At 63.5% G+C, this 15,071-nt stretch carries 13 protein-coding genes; 6 read left to right on the top strand and 7 right to left on the bottom strand.

Going from position 1 to position 15,071, the window contains the following annotated elements:
- The first annotated feature begins 43 nt into the window (after positions 1-43).
- The gene (locus AAG813_RS06945) at positions 44-1,231 is read left to right on the top strand and encodes an MFS transporter (RefSeq protein WP_341913221.1); all 1,188 of its coding nucleotides are present in this window, start codon (positions 44-46) and stop codon (positions 1,229-1,231) included.
- A 20-nt stretch (positions 1,232-1,251) separates the two neighbouring features.
- Positions 1,252-1,860, top strand: coding sequence for a phosphoribosylglycinamide formyltransferase (purN, locus tag AAG813_RS06940; protein ID WP_341913218.1), 609 nt, complete (start codon positions 1,252-1,254; stop codon positions 1,858-1,860).
- A gap of 17 nt (positions 1,861-1,877) precedes the next feature.
- Here purN and mdeB read toward each other — a convergent pair whose 3' ends face one another.
- Positions 1,878-4,565, bottom strand: coding sequence for an alpha-ketoglutarate dehydrogenase (mdeB, locus tag AAG813_RS06935; RefSeq protein WP_341913216.1), 2,688 nt, complete (start codon positions 4,563-4,565; stop codon positions 1,878-1,880).
- A gap of 102 nt (positions 4,566-4,667) precedes the next feature.
- Here mdeB and AAG813_RS06930 point away from each other — a divergent pair, with 102 nt between their 5' ends.
- Positions 4,668-5,135 (top strand): Lrp/AsnC family transcriptional regulator, encoded by a 468-nt coding sequence (locus AAG813_RS06930; protein WP_341913214.1) that lies wholly within the window; start codon positions 4,668-4,670, stop codon positions 5,133-5,135.
- Here the strand turns inward: AAG813_RS06930 and AAG813_RS06925 are convergent.
- Positions 5,102-6,964 (bottom strand): 7TM diverse intracellular signaling domain-containing protein, encoded by a 1,863-nt coding sequence (locus AAG813_RS06925; protein ID WP_341913212.1) that lies wholly within the window; start codon positions 6,962-6,964, stop codon positions 5,102-5,104. The genes AAG813_RS06930 and AAG813_RS06925 overlap by 34 nt on opposite strands.
- Positions 6,965-7,077: 113 nt before the next feature.
- On the opposite strand from AAG813_RS06925, the gene AAG813_RS06920 reads away from it, so the two are divergent.
- On the top strand, positions 7,078-8,457 hold the full coding sequence (locus tag AAG813_RS06920) for an esterase-like activity of phytase family protein (protein WP_341913209.1): 1,380 nt from the start codon (positions 7,078-7,080) through the stop codon (positions 8,455-8,457).
- Between the two features lie 73 nt (positions 8,458-8,530).
- On the opposite strand, the gene AAG813_RS06915 is transcribed toward AAG813_RS06920, so the two are convergent.
- The gene (locus AAG813_RS06915; RefSeq protein WP_341913207.1) at positions 8,531-10,147 is read right to left on the bottom strand and encodes a peptide chain release factor 3; all 1,617 of its coding nucleotides are present in this window, start codon (positions 10,145-10,147) and stop codon (positions 8,531-8,533) included.
- A gap of 35 nt (positions 10,148-10,182) precedes the next feature.
- The gene (locus tag AAG813_RS06910) at positions 10,183-10,425 is read right to left on the bottom strand and encodes a DUF1653 domain-containing protein (RefSeq protein ID WP_293595420.1); all 243 of its coding nucleotides are present in this window, start codon (positions 10,423-10,425) and stop codon (positions 10,183-10,185) included.
- Between the two features lie 48 nt (positions 10,426-10,473).
- Between AAG813_RS06910 and AAG813_RS06905 the strand changes: the two genes are divergently transcribed.
- Positions 10,474-11,727, top strand: a complete 1,254-nt coding sequence (locus tag AAG813_RS06905; protein WP_341913205.1) for an RsmB/NOP family class I SAM-dependent RNA methyltransferase — start codon at positions 10,474-10,476, stop codon at positions 11,725-11,727.
- Between the two features lie 195 nt (positions 11,728-11,922).
- Positions 11,923-13,122: a fatty acid desaturase gene (locus AAG813_RS06900; RefSeq protein ID WP_341913203.1), complete on the top strand. Its 1,200-nt coding sequence runs from the start codon at positions 11,923-11,925 to the stop codon at positions 13,120-13,122.
- 312 nt (positions 13,123-13,434) lie between these two features.
- On the opposite strand, the gene rpmG is transcribed toward AAG813_RS06900, so the two are convergent.
- From rpmG to trxB, 3 genes are all read right to left on the bottom strand, one after another.
- Positions 13,435-13,602 (bottom strand): 50S ribosomal protein L33, encoded by a 168-nt coding sequence (gene rpmG, locus AAG813_RS06895; protein WP_007863188.1) that lies wholly within the window; start codon positions 13,600-13,602, stop codon positions 13,435-13,437.
- Between the two features lie 11 nt (positions 13,603-13,613).
- Positions 13,614-13,847 (bottom strand): 50S ribosomal protein L28, encoded by a 234-nt coding sequence (gene rpmB / locus AAG813_RS06890; RefSeq protein ID WP_096666509.1) that lies wholly within the window; start codon positions 13,845-13,847, stop codon positions 13,614-13,616.
- A 176-nt stretch (positions 13,848-14,023) separates the two neighbouring features.
- Complete coding sequence (gene trxB / locus AAG813_RS06885; RefSeq protein ID WP_341913260.1) at positions 14,024-14,977, bottom strand: thioredoxin-disulfide reductase; 954 nt, start codon at positions 14,975-14,977, stop codon at positions 14,024-14,026.
- Positions 14,978-15,071: the final 94 nt, after the last annotated feature.

Genomic DNA, 15,071 nt, shown 5'->3' with positions numbered 1-15,071 from the left:
CGCCGGCAAACGTGTTTTTCCCGCCCCGGATAATCATCCCACTTTGCCTTCCTACCGCACCATCATCAGCGCCCTCAGTGTCGGCCAGATTCTTGTCTGGGCCATCATGTATTACGGCTTTTCGTCTTTTGTGCTGCCGATGCAGCGCGACATGGGCTGGAGCCAGCCCGACATCATGGGGGCGTTCACGCTGGGCCTGATGGTCTGGGGCCTGGCGACCTATGCGGTCGGCGCGGCGATTGACCGCGGCCGCGGGCGCGCCGTGCTGACCGGCGGAGCGCTGATTGGTGCCGCCGGCTGCGCAGTCTGGTCGCAGGCCTACAGCCTGCCGCTGCTGTACGCCGCCTGGGCGCTGCTCGGGCTGGCCATGGCGATGACCTTGTACGAACCGGCCTTCAGCGAGATCACCAAACGTTTCCCCGATCGCTACCGCCAGGGCATCACCACCATCACGCTGGTCGGTGGTTTTGCCAGCACGCTGTCGTTTCCTGCAGCGGCCTGGCTGCTGCTCACGCTGGGCTGGCGGCCTGCGCTGCTGGTGATGGCCGGGGTGCTGCTGCTGGTGGCGCCGCTGCATGCCTGGGTGCTGCGCGGCCCCTGGAAACGGCCGCCGACTCCCGGCGCCGCGCCGGTGGAAGTGGCGCAGGACCAGGCCACCCTGCGCCAAGCCATGCAGGGCCGCACCTTCTGGCTGCTGACGGCCACCTTCACGCTGTATGCATTTGCGCTGTCCACCGTGTGGGCGCACCTGATGCCGGCGTTCGAGTCGCGCGGGCTGTCGCAGACCGAAGCCGTGGCCGTCATGGTCTGGTTCGGCCCGGCGCAGGTGGCCGGGCGTTTTGCCTTTTTGTGGCTGGGCCGGCCGCTGAGCCACCGCAGCCTCGGGCTCATGGTGCTGGCGCTGTTTCCGCTGGCGCTGATGGTGTTTGTGCTGGGCCGCCAGCCGCTGGTGCTGGTGGGGTTTGCCGTGCTGTTCGGGGTGGCCAACGGCCTGATCACCATCGTGCGCAGCAACATCGTGCCGGACTTCTATGGCCGCGAACATGTGGGCCGCATCAGCGGCGCGATGTCGGGCATTGCGCTGTGCACCCGCGCGGCGGCCCCTTTTCTCACGGCCTGGGCCTTGCTGGGGCTGGGCGGCTACACCGGGCTGCTCTGGCTGCTGGTAGGCATGGGCGTGGCGACGCTGGCGCTGTTTGCCCTGGCCAGGCCGCCGCAGCCGCGGGCGTGATGGCGATAATCCACGCACCCATGCCAAACCTGATGCCACGCCAGCCCAAAAACATCGTGATCCTGATCTCGGGCAGCGGCTCGAACATGGCTGCCATCGTTCGGGCCGCGCAGGCTCAGCACTGGCAGCAGCAGTTCGGTGCCCGGGTGGCTGCCGTCATCAGCAACCGGCCCGACGCGGCCGGGTTGCAGCTCGCGCAGTCGCTGGGCGTGGCCACGCAGGTCCTGAGCCACCAGGCGTTTGAATCGCGCGAAGCGTTTGATGCAGCGCTGATGGCACTGATCGACACCCACCAGCCCGCCCTGGTGGTGCTGGCCGGGTTCATGCGCATCCTCACGCCGGGCTTTGTCAGGCATTACGCGGGACGACTGCTCAACATCCACCCCTCGCTGCTGCCGGCCTTCACCGGCCTGAACACGCACCAGCGCGCCATCGATGCGGGTTGCAAAGAGGCCGGCTGCACCGTGCACCAGGTGACGGCCGAGCTGGACCACGGCCCCATCCTCGCGCAGGCGGCGGTGCCGGTGCTGCCGGACGACACGGCGGACACGCTGGCCGCACGCGTGCTGGTGCAGGAGCATCTGCTGTATCCGCAGGCGGTGAAAGCCTGGCTGCAGAGCCAGCCCTGAACCGGCCTGGCGGTGTTTCAGCCCGCCTTCAACTGGTGCAGCGCCGCCTGGACGATGCTTGACGCATCGACCCCGAAAAAGCTGCGCAGTGCCGCACGCGTGTCGCTGCGGCCGAAACCGTCTGTGCCCAGCGTCAGGTAGCTGCGGCCGGCCGGCAGGAAGGCACGGATGCTTTCGGGCACGGCGCGTACATAGTCAGTGGCGGCGATGATGGGGCCTTCGCTGTCCTCCAGCTGTTGCGTGATGAAAGCTTCCGCCATGGATTCGCCCGCCAGCGCGCGCTGCTGGCAGGCCGCGCCGTCACGCGCGAGTTCGCTCCAACTGGTCACGCTGTACACCGTCACCTCCATGCCGCGCTCGGCCAGCTGCTGCGCGGCCTTGATCACCTCGGTCAAAATCGCGCCGGAGCCCGTCAGTGTAATTTTCTTGAGTGTTTTAGGGCTCTGGCCCCTGTCCGGTGTGCGAGAGTAGCTATTGAATTTATAGCAACCGCGAACAATGTCGGCTTCCGACCCGGGCCGCAGATCGGGCTGGGCGTAGTTCTCGTTCATCAGCGTGACGTAATAAAACACATCCTGCTGCTCCACCATCATGTTCTGCATGCCGCGGTCGAGGATGACGGCCAGCTCGCAGGCAAAGGCCGGGTCGTAGGCCTTGCAGTTGGGAATCGTCGCGGCCACCAGGTGGCTGGAGCCGTCCTGGTGTTGCAGACCTTCGCCACCCAGCGTGGTGCGGCCCGAGGTGGCGCCCAGCAGGAAGCCGCGGGCACGCTGGTCGGCGGCGGCCCAGATCTGGTCGCCGACGCGCTGGAAGCCGAACATCGAGTAATAAATGTAGAAGGGCAGCATCGCCAGAGCGTGCACGCTGTAGCTGGTGGCGGCCGCCGTCCAGCTCGCCAGTGCGCCGGCTTCGCTGATGCCTTCCTCGAGAATCTGGCCGTCGAGCGCCTCGCGGTAGCTGAGCACCGAGCCAATGTCTTCCGGCGCGTATTTCTGGCCCACGCTCGAATATATGCCGACCTGCTTGAACAGATTGGCCATGCCGAAGGTGCGCGCCTCGTCGGCGACGATGGGCACGATGCGTGGGCCGAGTGATGCGTCTTTCAGCAGCCCGCCCAGCATGCGCACAAAAGCCATGGTGGTGCTCATTTCCTTGCCGTCGGCGGCCAGCGCAAAGTTGGCGTACACCGGCATGGCAGGGACCGTGACCGTGTCGGCGCTGGTTTCGCGCTTGGGCAGATAGCCGCCGAGCGCGGCGCGCCTGGCATGCAGGTACAACATTTCCGGGCTGTCTGCGGCCGGCTTGTAAAACGCCAGTTGTCTGGCCTGTTCGTCGCTGAGCGGCAGGTTGAAGCGGTTGCGGAATTCGAGCAGATCGCTTTCGTCAAATTTTTTCTGCGAATGCGTGGTCATCTTGCCCTGGCCGGCGCTGCCCATGCCGTAGCCTTTTTTGGTGTGCGCCAGGATCACGGTGGGCTGGCCGGTGTGGTTGGCCGCAGCCGCATAAGCCGCGTGGATTTTTACCAGGTCGTGGCCGCCGCGCTTGAGCCGGTCGATCTGCTCGTCGGTCATGCCCTGCGCCAGTCGCGCGAGCTCTTCGTTCTGGCCGAAGAAGTTGTCACGGTTGAAGCGGCCATCCTTGGCGGCGAAGGTCTGCATCTGGCCGTCCACCGTGTGCGCGAAGGCCTGCGTCAGCGCGCCGGTGATGTCGCGTGCGAAGAGGCCGTCCCAGTCGCTGCCCCAGACCAGCTTGATGACGTTCCAGCCGGCGCCGGCAAACAGTTTTTCAAGCTCGTCGATGATGCGGCCGTTACCGCGCACCGGGCCGTCTAGGCGCTGCAGGTTGCAGTTGACGACCCAGACCAGGTTGTCCAGCCCTTCGCGAGCGGCCAGCGTCAGCGCGCTCATCGACTCGGGCTCGTCCATCTCGCCGTCGCCGAACACGCCCCACACTTTTCGTCCGGTGCAGTCGAGCAGGCGCCGGTGTGTCAGGTAATGCATGAAACGCGCGTGGTAAATCGAGCTGATCGGGCCGATCCCCATGGAGCCGGTCGGGAACTGCCAGAAGTCCGGCATCAAATAAGGGTGCGGATAACTCGACAGTCCCTGGGCGCCTTGCTTCGCCGCCGAGAGTTCCTGCCTGTAAAACCCCAGATCCTTCTCGTTCAGCCGGCCTTCGAGGTAGGCGCGGGCATAGACGCCGGGCGCGCTGTGCGGCTGAAAAAACACCAGGTCGCCGCGGTGCTGGTTAACACCGTCGATTTGGCCAAGGCCTTCACGTGCATGAAAGAAATGGTTGAAGCCGGTTTCAAACAGGTCGGCCGCGCTCGCGTAACTGGCGATGTGGCCACCGAGTTCGGCCGAGCCGCCCGATTCGGCCTGGTTGGCGCGCACCACCATGGCCAGCGCGTTCCAGCGCATCAACGAGGCCAGCCGTTCTTCCATCGCCAGGTCGCCCGGAAAGACCGGCTGTTCGTTGACGCCTACGGTGTTGACATAAGGCGTGGCAAGTTCCGGCTTCCAGCCCACGCGTTGCTCGCGTGCCAGCCGCGCCAGTTCATCGAGCAGGTACCGCGCCCGGGACGCGCCCTGCGACGCTGCCAGCGCCATGAAAGCTTCGCGCCATTCAGCGGTTTCCTGAGGATCGGGATCGGGTGTGGACATGTCAGCCTGCTGCAGGGCGTGGAGGGGGACGGATGCATTCATGCCTCCAATATAGGCCGATCGGGTCCACATGAGCTGTCGAAAGACGTCGCCAAAAGTGTTTTCGACGGCATAAAATGCTTCAAATTGGAGAGATGAAGCGCCATGAAGCTGGATGCACTGGATTTACGGATACTTGACGAGCTGCAACGCGACGGCTCGCTGTCCAACGTGGAGCTGGCCAGGCGCGTGCATCTGAGCCCGTCCCCCTGCCTGGCCCGTGTCAAGGCGCTGGAGGCGGCCAGGGTGATCGACCGTTATGTGGCGATCGCCAATGCGGCGGCGCTGGGGCTGGGCCTGAGCGTGTTCATTTCCATCAGCCTGCGCTCGCAAAACAAGGACTCGCTGGCCGAGTTCGAGCAGCGTATTGCCGAGCACGACGAGGTTATGGAGTGTTACCTGATGACCGGTGACAGCGACTACCTGATCCGTGTGGCCGTGGCCGACATCGCGGCGCTCGAAAAATTCATCCTCGAGCAGCTCACGCCGATTCCGGGCATCGAAAAAATACGCTCGAGTTTTGCGCTCAAGCAGGTGCGCTACAAAACCGCCTTGCCGCTGCCCGCGCCGTGAAGGCGGGAAAGCTGCTGGTCGTTCAGTGCCGGATGGGATGTTTCGATCGCATTGATCTTGGCCAGCAGGTCTTCGCGGCGGGTGCTTTCTTCCGGCGGAATGCTCGCAGGGCCACCCGCGAAATCGACAAACTGAACGTAGCGCTTCGGCCCTGAGGCCATCCGGCGCAGGCAGGTTTTCAGGCTTCCCAGGACTTGCTGGTGGGTCTGTTTGCGAGGCGTGTCATGCCAGATGGCGATATGCAGGTTGAACGCGTTGGGATCGTCCAGTTTTTCGGACAGGCGGATGCAATCCGCCAGGATCTTGGTGGCAACCTCGGAGACAGCCTCGCGGTTGACCGGGCCTTCGACGAGCATCAGAAAGAGGTTCTCGTCGCAACGAACCACGGTGTCCATGTCCCGCGCGGCCCGGCGCAGGATCTCGCCGATGCGCGACAGCGCGGTGCTGCGCTTGTGGTCGCTCAGCTCGTCGGGGCTGGGCGCCTGATCCAGCCAGCTCAGCATCAGCAGGCCGCATTCCGAGCGCTTGCGACCTGCGCGCAGCAGCATTTGTTCAAGCCTGGGTTCGATGACCCGGGGCAGCATCAGTCCGCTGGCCGGGTCATAGGTCGCCAGGGCGACGCCGCGGTGATTGGAAAACAGGGCCGCCCGGCTGCGCCATGCCAGCACCAGGAAGATCCAGAGCAGGCCAACCATGGCGGACAGCACCCCGGCCGCCTGTGCCGCCTCGATGTTGTGCACCCAGCCCGCGTTGTAGGACAGTCGGGCCAGCACGGCCACTGCGATGGGTGCCGTTCCCAGCAGCAGCAGCAGGTTCCACGCCTGTCCGCGCAGGGACATCCATACCAGGCTGCCCAGGATCGCCAGCGTGGCCAGCGCCAGCCACAGGTTGCGGAGGTCACGCGGGATCACCTCCCGGTCGATGGCCGTCAGGCCGGCCATCAGCAGGCTGCCTACTGCGACGGCAGCCAGCAGCCGGTAAATGCGCGGATGGCTGCTTCGGGCGTAACTGGCCTGGGCGCAGAACCAGGCCCCGGCGGCCATGCTCAGCGCCGACGAGACCCAGCCCATGACCTGGTTGAGGTGCGCACTGCCTGGCCAGATGCGCCAGCTGCCATAACCGATCAGCACCAGCTGCGTGAACATCAGCGTCACCACCACAGCGCCAAACCACAAGAACACCCGGTTGCGTGCCATGGAGAACGCGGCCAGGCTCAGCGCTGCCAGCACGCTGAACATGCCCCACATCAGGCCAATCACCACGCCGACCCGGGAGGCGCCGTCGACATACTCGATGGGAGACAGCAGCATGGGCCGCCCCGTGAGGGCCCGGTTGTTCTCGAAGCGCAGGTAGTAGGTCTGCACGCGGTCGGTGCGGGTCTGCAATTCAAAACTTGGTACGCGGGTGCGCAATGACCAGTCGGCCGGTGCAATCGCCTCGCCGGCCGCCTGCACGAGCCAGTCGCCCCGGGGACCGCGCGAAAAAAGGCTGGCCTTGACGATCTTCTGGCCCGGCAAACGGATGAACCAGGTTTGCAGGGTTTCGGTGGCCGGCAGCGAGAAGCTGGCCCAGACGTCCTGTCCGTCGGAGGTGGGCAGGACCGTGTTGTCGGTGTAGGGCTGCAAGCCCCAGGGCCCGGCGGCGGTGAAGGCCTCAGGCGAGGCGACCGTGCCTTTGGGTACCGCCACCCACCGCAGTGGTTCGGCCAGCGTGATGGTGACGCTGTCGCTGTAAAGGCGGCCGAAGTCCTGCGTGTGGCCTGCCCGCAGCACCAGGCCCAGCAGCACCAGAAAAAAAATGCGCCAACTGGCCTTTCCGTACATTTGCATAGCTTATTGCATAACCCATTGCCTGAGTCCCTGGGTCCGGCCGCGGACCGCCTGGTCATCACGATGTCACAAGAATTGACCACCATGCGTCTTTCTTCAACAACGGATGTTCCATGCCTTCTTTCCGCTTTACCCCAATCCTTCGCCTGGTGATCCAGTCGGTTCTGCCCACGCTGGCCGCCTCGCTGCTGGCCACACCGCTGCATGCGCAGACCGCCTTTCCGGCCACCCTGGCCGGCCATGTGGTCATGCCCGCGCAGTCGTTCATTGCCGCACCGAAAGACGCGCCGCAGGACCTGAAAAATGCCGGTAAATTCACCACCGGAAAGCGCGTCGAGGCCCTGGGCACGGTCGAGGGCCGGTCGGCCGGCCGACCCACCGGCGTCTCGCTGCCGTTCAGGGGACAGCCGCTGCAAGGCCACTCCGGCATCAAGAAAATGCCCGACGGCAGCTTCTGGATCCTCACCGACAACGGCTCCGGTGCCAAGGCCAACTCGCCCGACTCCATGCTCTACCTGAACCGCTACGCAGTGGACTTCAAGGGCGGTGGCATGAAGCGGCTGGAAACGATTTTCCTGAACGACCCGGACAAAAAGGTGCCGTTTCGCATCGTCCATGAAGGCACGAAACAGCGCTACCTGACCGGCAGTGATTTCGACACCGAAAGTTTCCAGATCGCCGGCGGCGCCTTGTGGATCGGTGACGAGTTCGGTCCCTTCCTGATCAAGGCCGACATGAAGGGCAAGGTGCTGGCGGTATTTGAAACCCAGGTGGACGGCAAGCTGGTGCGTTCGCCCGACCACCCCGCGGTGACCACGCCGGGCGTGCCCGGCGGCGCGGTGGATTTCCAGGTACGCCGCTCCAAGGGTTATGAAGGCATGGCCGCCTCGAAGGACGGCAGCAAGCTGTATGCCCTGCTGGAAGGCGCCTTGTGGGATGCGTCCACCAAGGGCAATGAAAAGCTCGACGGCAAGGACTACCTGCGCGTGCTCGAGTTCGATGTCAAAAGCGAGTCGTGGACCGGCCGCCACTGGAAGTACGTGCTGGAAGGCGCCAGCCACGCGATCGGCGACTTCAACATGATAGACGGCACGACCGGCCTGATCATCGAGCGCGACAACGGCGAAGGCACGGCCGACAAGGCCTGCCCCGAAGGCCAGAAAAGCAGCACCTGCTTCCACGACCTGGCCAAATTCAAGCGGGTCTACAAGGTCGAGCTCAGCGAGGCCAACGTCGGCGGCGCGCTGCGCAAGATCGGCTACATCGACCTGATGGCGATTGCCGACCCGGCCAGGCTGGCGCGCAAGCCGCTGAACAACGGCGTGCTGACCTTCCCCTTCTTCACGATCGAGAACGTGGATGTGGTCGATGCCACACACATCATCGTGGGCAACGACAACAACCTGCCGTTTTCCAGCAGCCGCGAGCCGAACAAGGCTGACGACAACGAGCTGATCCTGCTGGAAGTCGGCGATTTCCTCAGGGCGCAGTGACGGGGCAGGGCGCAATCGCTATTGAATTAATAGCTGCTTGCGCCCGTCCCTGTTGGGCCGGAGGCCGAAAAGACTAGATTTTTGACTGGAAGACCAGGCCCGCGTGTTCACGCAGTGCATGGAACTTGATCTTGGGCCACTGCTGCTCGACCGCGCGCAGGGTGGCGCTGTGGTCCACCAGCAGCGTGGGCGCGTCCACCGCGTCGAGCGCCACACGGTGGGCATTGGCGTCGATGAATTTCTTCAGCTCGTTTGGGTCGTCGCAGGTGACCCAGCGCGCCAGATTGAAGTTGCTCGGCATGATGCGCGCCTTGACGCCGTATTCGTGCTCGAGCCGGTGGGCGACCACTTCAAACTGCAGCTGTCCGACGGCGCCCAGCAGCAGCAGGGAGCCGGCAATCGGCCGGAACACCTGGATCGCGCCTTCTTCACCGAGCTGCGTGAGGCCGGCGCGCAGTTGCTTGCTGCGCAGCGGGTCGGCGACCTCGACCGCGCGGAACATTTCCGGCGCGAAGAAGGGCAGACCGGTGAACTGCAGCGCCTCGCCTTCGGTGAGCGTGTCGCCGAGCTGCAGGATGCCGTGGTTGGGGATGCCGATGATGTCGCCGGCAAAGGCGGTGTCCAGCAGCTCGCGGCGCTGGCTCATGAAACTCACCACGGTGTTGGGCCGGATTTCCTTGCCGCTGCGCACCACCTTCAGGCGCATGCCGCGGGTGAATTCGCCGCTGGCCACGCGCAAAAAGGCGATGCGGTCGCGGTGCGCCGGGTCCATGTTGGCCTGGATCTTGAAAACCACGCCGGAAAATTTCTTTTCCTCCGGGTGCACCACGCGCTGCAGCGCGGTGCGGTCGGCCGGCGCCGGTGCCAGGTCCACCAGCGCGTCCAGCACTTCCTGCACGCCGAAGTTGTTGATGGCCGAGCCGAAAAACATCGGCGTCTGCTTGCCGGAGAGAAAGGCGGCGCGGTCAAACTCCGGCGAGGCGCCTTCGAGCAGCTCCAGTTCGCCTTGCGCCTGGGTGAACTCGGCACCGAAACGCCGTTGCGCTTCGGTGTTGTCCAGGCCGGCCAGGATTTCATCGTCGCCGCCGGCCTTGTCCTCGCCGGGGCTGAAGACGCGCATGCGTTTTTCGCGCCGGTCGTAGACGCCGTGGAACAGCTTGCCCATGCCGACCGGCCAGGTGAAAGGCACGACCGTCATGCCGAGCTCCTGCTCGATCTCGTCCATCACGCTCATCGGGTCCTGCACCTCGCGGTCCATCTTGTTGACAAAGGTCAGGATGGGGGTGTTGCGCGCGCGGCAGACCTGCAGCAGGCGGCGTGTCTGCGGCTCGACGCCGTTGGCTGCGTCGATCACCATCAGAGCCGCATCCACGGCGGTCAGCACGCGGTAGGTGTCTTCCGAGAAGTCTTGGTGGCCGGGGGTGTCGAGCAGGTTGATCACGCAGTCGCGGTATTCCATCTGCATGACCGAGGAAGCCACCGAGATACCGCGCTGCTTTTCGATCTCCATCCAGTCCGAGGTGGCGTGGCGTGCTGCCTTGCGCGCCTTGACACTGCCGGCGATCTGGATCGCGCCCGAGAACAGCAGCAGCTTTTCCGTCAGCGTGGTCTTGCCGGCGTCAGGGTGGGAGATGATGGCAAACGTGCGGCGGCGCTTGACCTGTTTTTCGATTTCGGTGGATTCGGACATAACCCACGATTATCGTTGACGGTGGAAAGCCCGGGCTAGCTGGCCTGCCTGGCAAAGCGCGGCTGGCGAACGCCGTCGATCACCACCTCTTCATTGAACATCGCAGCCGGTCGCACCCACAGGCCGTGTTCGCCGTACAGCGCGCGGTACAGGGTCAGGGGTTCGAGGGTTTCGCTGTGGCGCACGGTGCCCACCACTTCATACAACATGCCCTTGTAATGGCGGTAGAGGCCGGGCGGGGTGGTGATCAGCGGGGGAAGGTCGTCAGACATGGTCATCCAGATGCAAAAAGGCACGCCGCGGGCCTGCGGTGGGACAATAGGGGCATGCATCCTAACGCCTTACTCGACAGTTGTGCCACGCTTCTCAAGCAGGTCCTCAGATTTGAACACCCCGCCGACATGGTGGTGTCGCGCCATTTCCGCGAGCAGCGCCTCGGCCCGCGCGAGCGCGCGACCGTGGCCGAGACGATTTACGGCGTCCTGCGCAAAAAGAATCTCTACACCTACCTGGCCCAGCACGGCAGCGGCCCGACCGAACGACGCCTGGCCATTCTGGGTTTTGCGGCGGACCGCGATTTCCTGCTGGGCGCCCTGACGGACCAGGAAAAAGACTGGCTGGCGCGCTGCGACCAGGTCAAACCGGACGACCTGATGGAGCCGCACCGGCACAACCTGCCGGCGTGGCTGGTCGAGCCGCTCAAGGCCCAGCTCGGGGCCGACTTCTGGCCGCTGGTGGAAAGCCTCAATGCGCCGGCCGGGCTGGACCTGCGGGTCAACACCCTGAAAGACAAACGGGCAGACATCCAGAAGGAGCTGGCCAAGGCCGGCATCAAGGCCGTCGCCACGCCGTATTCCCCCTGGGGCCTGCGGCTGACCGGCAAACCGGCGCTCAACAAGCTCGACGCCTTCACCCGCGGCGCGATCGAGGTGCAGGACGAGGGCTCGCAGCTGCTGGCCTTGCTGGTTGACGCCAAACGCGGGGAAATGGTGGTGGACTTCTGTGCCGGTGCTGGCGGCAAGACGCTGGCCCTGGGTGCCAGCATGCGCAACACCGGCCGGCTCTACGCCTTTGACACCTCGGGCCACCGGCTCGATGCGCTCAAGCCGCGGCTGGCTCGCAGCGGTCTGTCCAATGTCCACCCGGTCGCGATCGCGCATGAGCGGGACGAGCGCATCAAGCGCCTGGCCGGCAAGATTGACCGGGTGCTGGTCGATGCGCCGTGTTCGGGCCTGGGAACCCTGCGCCGCAACCCTGACCTGAAATGGCGGCACAACCCCCAGGCCATCGAGGAGCTGACCGCCAAGCAGACCGCCATCCTGCAAAGCGCCGCCAGGCTGCTCAAGCCGGGTGGACGGCTGGTTTATGCCACCTGCAGCATCCTGCGCGAGGAAAACGAGGCGATCGCCGAGGCCTTCAGCGCTGCGAATAAAGAATTCACAGTCCTTGAAACCGGGCCCTTGTTGACCCATCTAGGGGTGGAAAAGGCTGAAACACTGTGCCGCGGTCCTTATCTGCGGCTCTGGCCTTACCTGCATCAGACGGACGGTTTTTTTGCCGCCGTCTGGCAAAAGGCTTAATGTTTTTAGCGGGAAAAGACGGTGAGTAAGCCGAGGTTTCCTGCTTATCGTTGATTTTGTTCGTTTTCTACCGGTTTTGGTATTGGTGCTCCGATTTGCTGTTTCGCACGGTCCCAATTACAATGGAAAGTTGTCCGGCACAGCCTCCGGAGATAACTTTGGTATGCGTGGCTGGTGACTGTTTAAAGGATTCTCATGGTCTTGTTTGATGCCGCCCTTGACTGGCTGGCAAATGGTTTGCTCGCCGCCAGCTGGTGGCAAATTGTGCTGTACACCCTGGTGACGACCCACATCACCATCGCCAGCGTGACGATTTATCTGCACCGCCACCAGGCGCACCGCGCGATGGACCTGCACGCCATCCCCTCGCACTTTTTCCGTTTCTGGCTCTGGCTCGGCACCGGCCAGGTCACCAAGGAATGGGTCTCCATCCACCGCAAGCACCACGCCAAATGCGAAACGTCGGAAGACCCGCACAGCCCGCAGGCCTACGGCATCAAGAAGGTGTTCTGGGAAGGTGCTGAGCTGTACCGCGCTGAAAGCAAGAACAAGGAAACCATGGTCAAGTACGGCCATGGCACGCCGAATGACTGGATCGAGCGCAATCTCTACACCCGTTACAGCTGGCAGGGCGTTGGTCTGATGCTGGTCATCAACCTGGCTTTGTTCGGTGCAGCCGGCCTGGCGGTGTGGGCTGTCCAGATGATCTGGATTCCCGTCACTGCCGCCGGCATCATCAATGGCATTGGCCACTACTGGGGTTACCGCAACTTCGAGGCACCGGATGCCAGCACCAATGTTTCGCCTTGGGGCATCATCATCGGCGGCGAAGAGCTGCACAACAACCACCACACCTACCCCACCTCGGCCAAATTCTCGGTCAAGCCCTATGAGTTCGACATTGGCTGGGTGTACATCCGCGCCATGGAGAAAGTAGGTCTCGCGACTGTCAAGAAGGTGCCGCCCCGGCTTCAGCTCGGCGACATCCAGCCTGTGGCCGACGAGAAAACCCTCGAAGCCCTGATTGCCCACCGCTACGAGGTGATGGCCGGTTTTGCGCGTGAACTGCGTCGTGCCGGCAAGGTTGAAATCGAGGCGCTCAAGGCCCGCAAGGCCGACATCTCGGTCCTGCAGGCGGCCAACCGCTGGTTGCATCGTGACGATGACAAGGTTCCTGCCGCGGCGAAACCTCAAGTGGCGCAGGCCCGTGCCGAGCACCCGGTGCTCGACAAGATGGTCACCATGCGCGAAGAGTTGCGCCAGATGTGGCTCTCGAGGTCGGCGTCGCGCGAGCAGCTGGCCGCCGATCTGCAGGCTTGGTGTCGCCGTGCTGAAGAAAGCGGCATTGCCGCCTTGCAGGAGTTCTCGATGAAGTTGCGCGCCGCCCGCGCCTGATACTCCATCGTCGGGGGCTTGCCTCCCGCGCTGTCAACCGCCTCGGTGCCTTGCGCCCAGGCGGTTTTTCTTTGGGTGCAAGGTACCGCCAGCCGACACGGGCAAGGGTTGGCGATCATGGACCCTTCGGGGTGGTTGCATCTGGCTGCTGGGCAGTCTTGTGACACCAAGCGGAGGCCATGCCGAAGCCTGCGGATCCTGACCATGGTCCATGGCCGCGCCATGGCAAACTGGCACACGCATGAAAAAACCCGCTGGGATGCAGCGGGTTTTTTCATGGTGCAGCACAGGGTGCTGCAGGTTCAGGCCGAATTACTTCAGCTTGATTTCCTTGTATTCCACATGTTTGCGTGCCTTGGGATCAAACTTCATGATCAGCATCTTGTCAGGTGTGGTCTTCTTGTTTTTGGTGGTCGTGTAGAAGTGACCCGTGCCGGCAGTCGATTCCAGCTTGATTTTTTCGCGTGCGCCTTTTGCCATGATGATTCTCCTTAGATTTCACCGCGGGCACGAAGGTCCACCAGGACCGCGTCGATGCCGAGCTTGTCAACAAGGCGCAAACCAGCGCTGGACGTGCGCAGACGCACCCAGCGGTTTTCCGTCTCGACCCAGAAACGGCGGTATTGCAGATTAGGCAAAAACCGACGCTTGGTTTTGTTGTTCGCGTGAGAAACGTTGTTTCCCACCATCGGGCCTTTGCCCGTAACCTGACAGACGCGTGCCATGAGCACTCTCCGTATAAAAAAAGAAAAAAAGGGATGCTGGCACCCGTCGGATACTCAGCCAAGCCTGCGATTATAGCCTGAAAACCAATTCCTCCCAACTGATCTGGCGAGGATGGGAATAATGGCCATTCCTCGTCGGATTGCCCGAGGCAACATCAGCCCTTGCGGGCGCCTGGTCAGCTGCTCTGTTCCAGAAAACGCTGGGCGTCGAGGGCTGCCATGCAGCCGGTGCCCGCACTCGTGATGGCCTGGCGATAGACGTGGTCCTGCACGTCGCCGGCGGCAAAGACGCCGGGCACGCTGGTCATGGTGGCAAAACCCTGCAAGCCGGATCGGGTGACGATGTAGCCGTCCTTCATGTCCAGCTGGCCGGCAAAAATGTCAGTGTTCGGCTGGTGGCCGATGGCGATGAAGCAGCCCTGAACGGGGAGGTCTTCGGTGGCACCGGTTTCCGTGTTCTTGAGCCGCACGCCATTGACGCCGGCGACATCCCCCAGCACCTCATCGAGTGTCTGGTGCAGCTTCAGAACGATCTTGCCGGCGGCCACTTTTTCGTGGAGCTTGTCGATCAGGATGGCTTCGGCCTTGAACTTGTCGCGCCGGTGAACCAGATAGACCTTGCTGGCAATGTTGGACAGGTACAGGGCCTCTTCCACCGCCGTGTTGCCGCCGCCGACCACACAGACTTCCTGGTCGCGGTAGAAAAAGCCGTCGCAGGTCGCGCAACCCGACACGCCCCGGCCCATGAAGGCGGTTTCGGAGTCCAGGCCCAGGTATTTGGCGGAAGCGCCGGTGGCGATGATCAGCGCGTCACAGGTGTAGGTGCCGCTGTCGCCGGTCAGCGTGAAGGGGCGCTGGCTGAAATCGACCTTGTTGATATGGTCAAAAATGATTTCTGTCTTGAAGCGTTCGGCGTGTTCCAGGAAGCGCTGCATCAGTGCCGGGCCCTGCACGCCCATGGGATCGGCTGGCCAGTTGTCCACGTCCGTGGTGGTCATCAGCTGCCCCCCCTGCGCGATGCCGGTGATCAGCACCGGGTTGAGGTTGGCGCGCGCCGCATAAACAGCTGCCGTATAGCCTGCGGGGCCAGACCCCAGAATGAGAACTTTAGAATGTCGCATGGTGAAAATCTGTAGGGGAAAGCATTTGAACTCAGTTAGAGTCGGGGCTGACCACAGGGTTTAAAACCCCTGGCGGGCGGAAATAGTCGGCACAACACACGCT

Source organism: Polaromonas sp. YR568 (assembly GCF_943371715.1).
Lineage (GTDB): Bacteria > Pseudomonadota > Gammaproteobacteria > Burkholderiales > Burkholderiaceae_C > Polaromonas.
The sequence above is the reverse complement of the archived record's forward strand: the minus strand, read 5'-3'. Positions and strand labels throughout refer to the sequence as shown.

Coding starts and splice junctions, on each gene's coding strand:
- mdeB (WP_341913216.1), bottom strand. CDS start 4,565: ATGAATGCATCCGTCCCCCTCCACGCCCTGCAGCAGGCTGACATGTCC.
- AAG813_RS06910 (WP_293595420.1), bottom strand. CDS start 10,425: ATGACCATGTCTGACGACCTTCCCCCGCTGATCACCACCCCGCCCGGC.
- AAG813_RS06920 (WP_341913209.1), top strand. CDS start 7,078: ATGCCTTCTTTCCGCTTTACCCCAATCCTTCGCCTGGTGATCCAGTCG.
- rpmG (WP_007863188.1), bottom strand. CDS start 13,602: ATGGCAAAAGGCGCACGCGAAAAAATCAAGCTGGAATCGACTGCCGGC.
- rpmB (WP_096666509.1), bottom strand. CDS start 13,847: ATGGCACGCGTCTGTCAGGTTACGGGCAAAGGCCCGATGGTGGGAAAC.
- AAG813_RS06900 (WP_341913203.1), top strand. CDS start 11,923: ATGGTCTTGTTTGATGCCGCCCTTGACTGGCTGGCAAATGGTTTGCTC.
- AAG813_RS06930 (WP_341913214.1), top strand. CDS start 4,668: ATGAAGCTGGATGCACTGGATTTACGGATACTTGACGAGCTGCAACGC.
- AAG813_RS06915 (WP_341913207.1), bottom strand. CDS start 10,147: ATGTCCGAATCCACCGAAATCGAAAAACAGGTCAAGCGCCGCCGCACG.
- AAG813_RS06925 (WP_341913212.1), bottom strand. CDS start 6,964: ATGCAAATGTACGGAAAGGCCAGTTGGCGCATTTTTTTTCTGGTGCTG.
- purN (WP_341913218.1), top strand. CDS start 1,252: ATGCCAAACCTGATGCCACGCCAGCCCAAAAACATCGTGATCCTGATC.
- AAG813_RS06905 (WP_341913205.1), top strand. CDS start 10,474: ATGCATCCTAACGCCTTACTCGACAGTTGTGCCACGCTTCTCAAGCAG.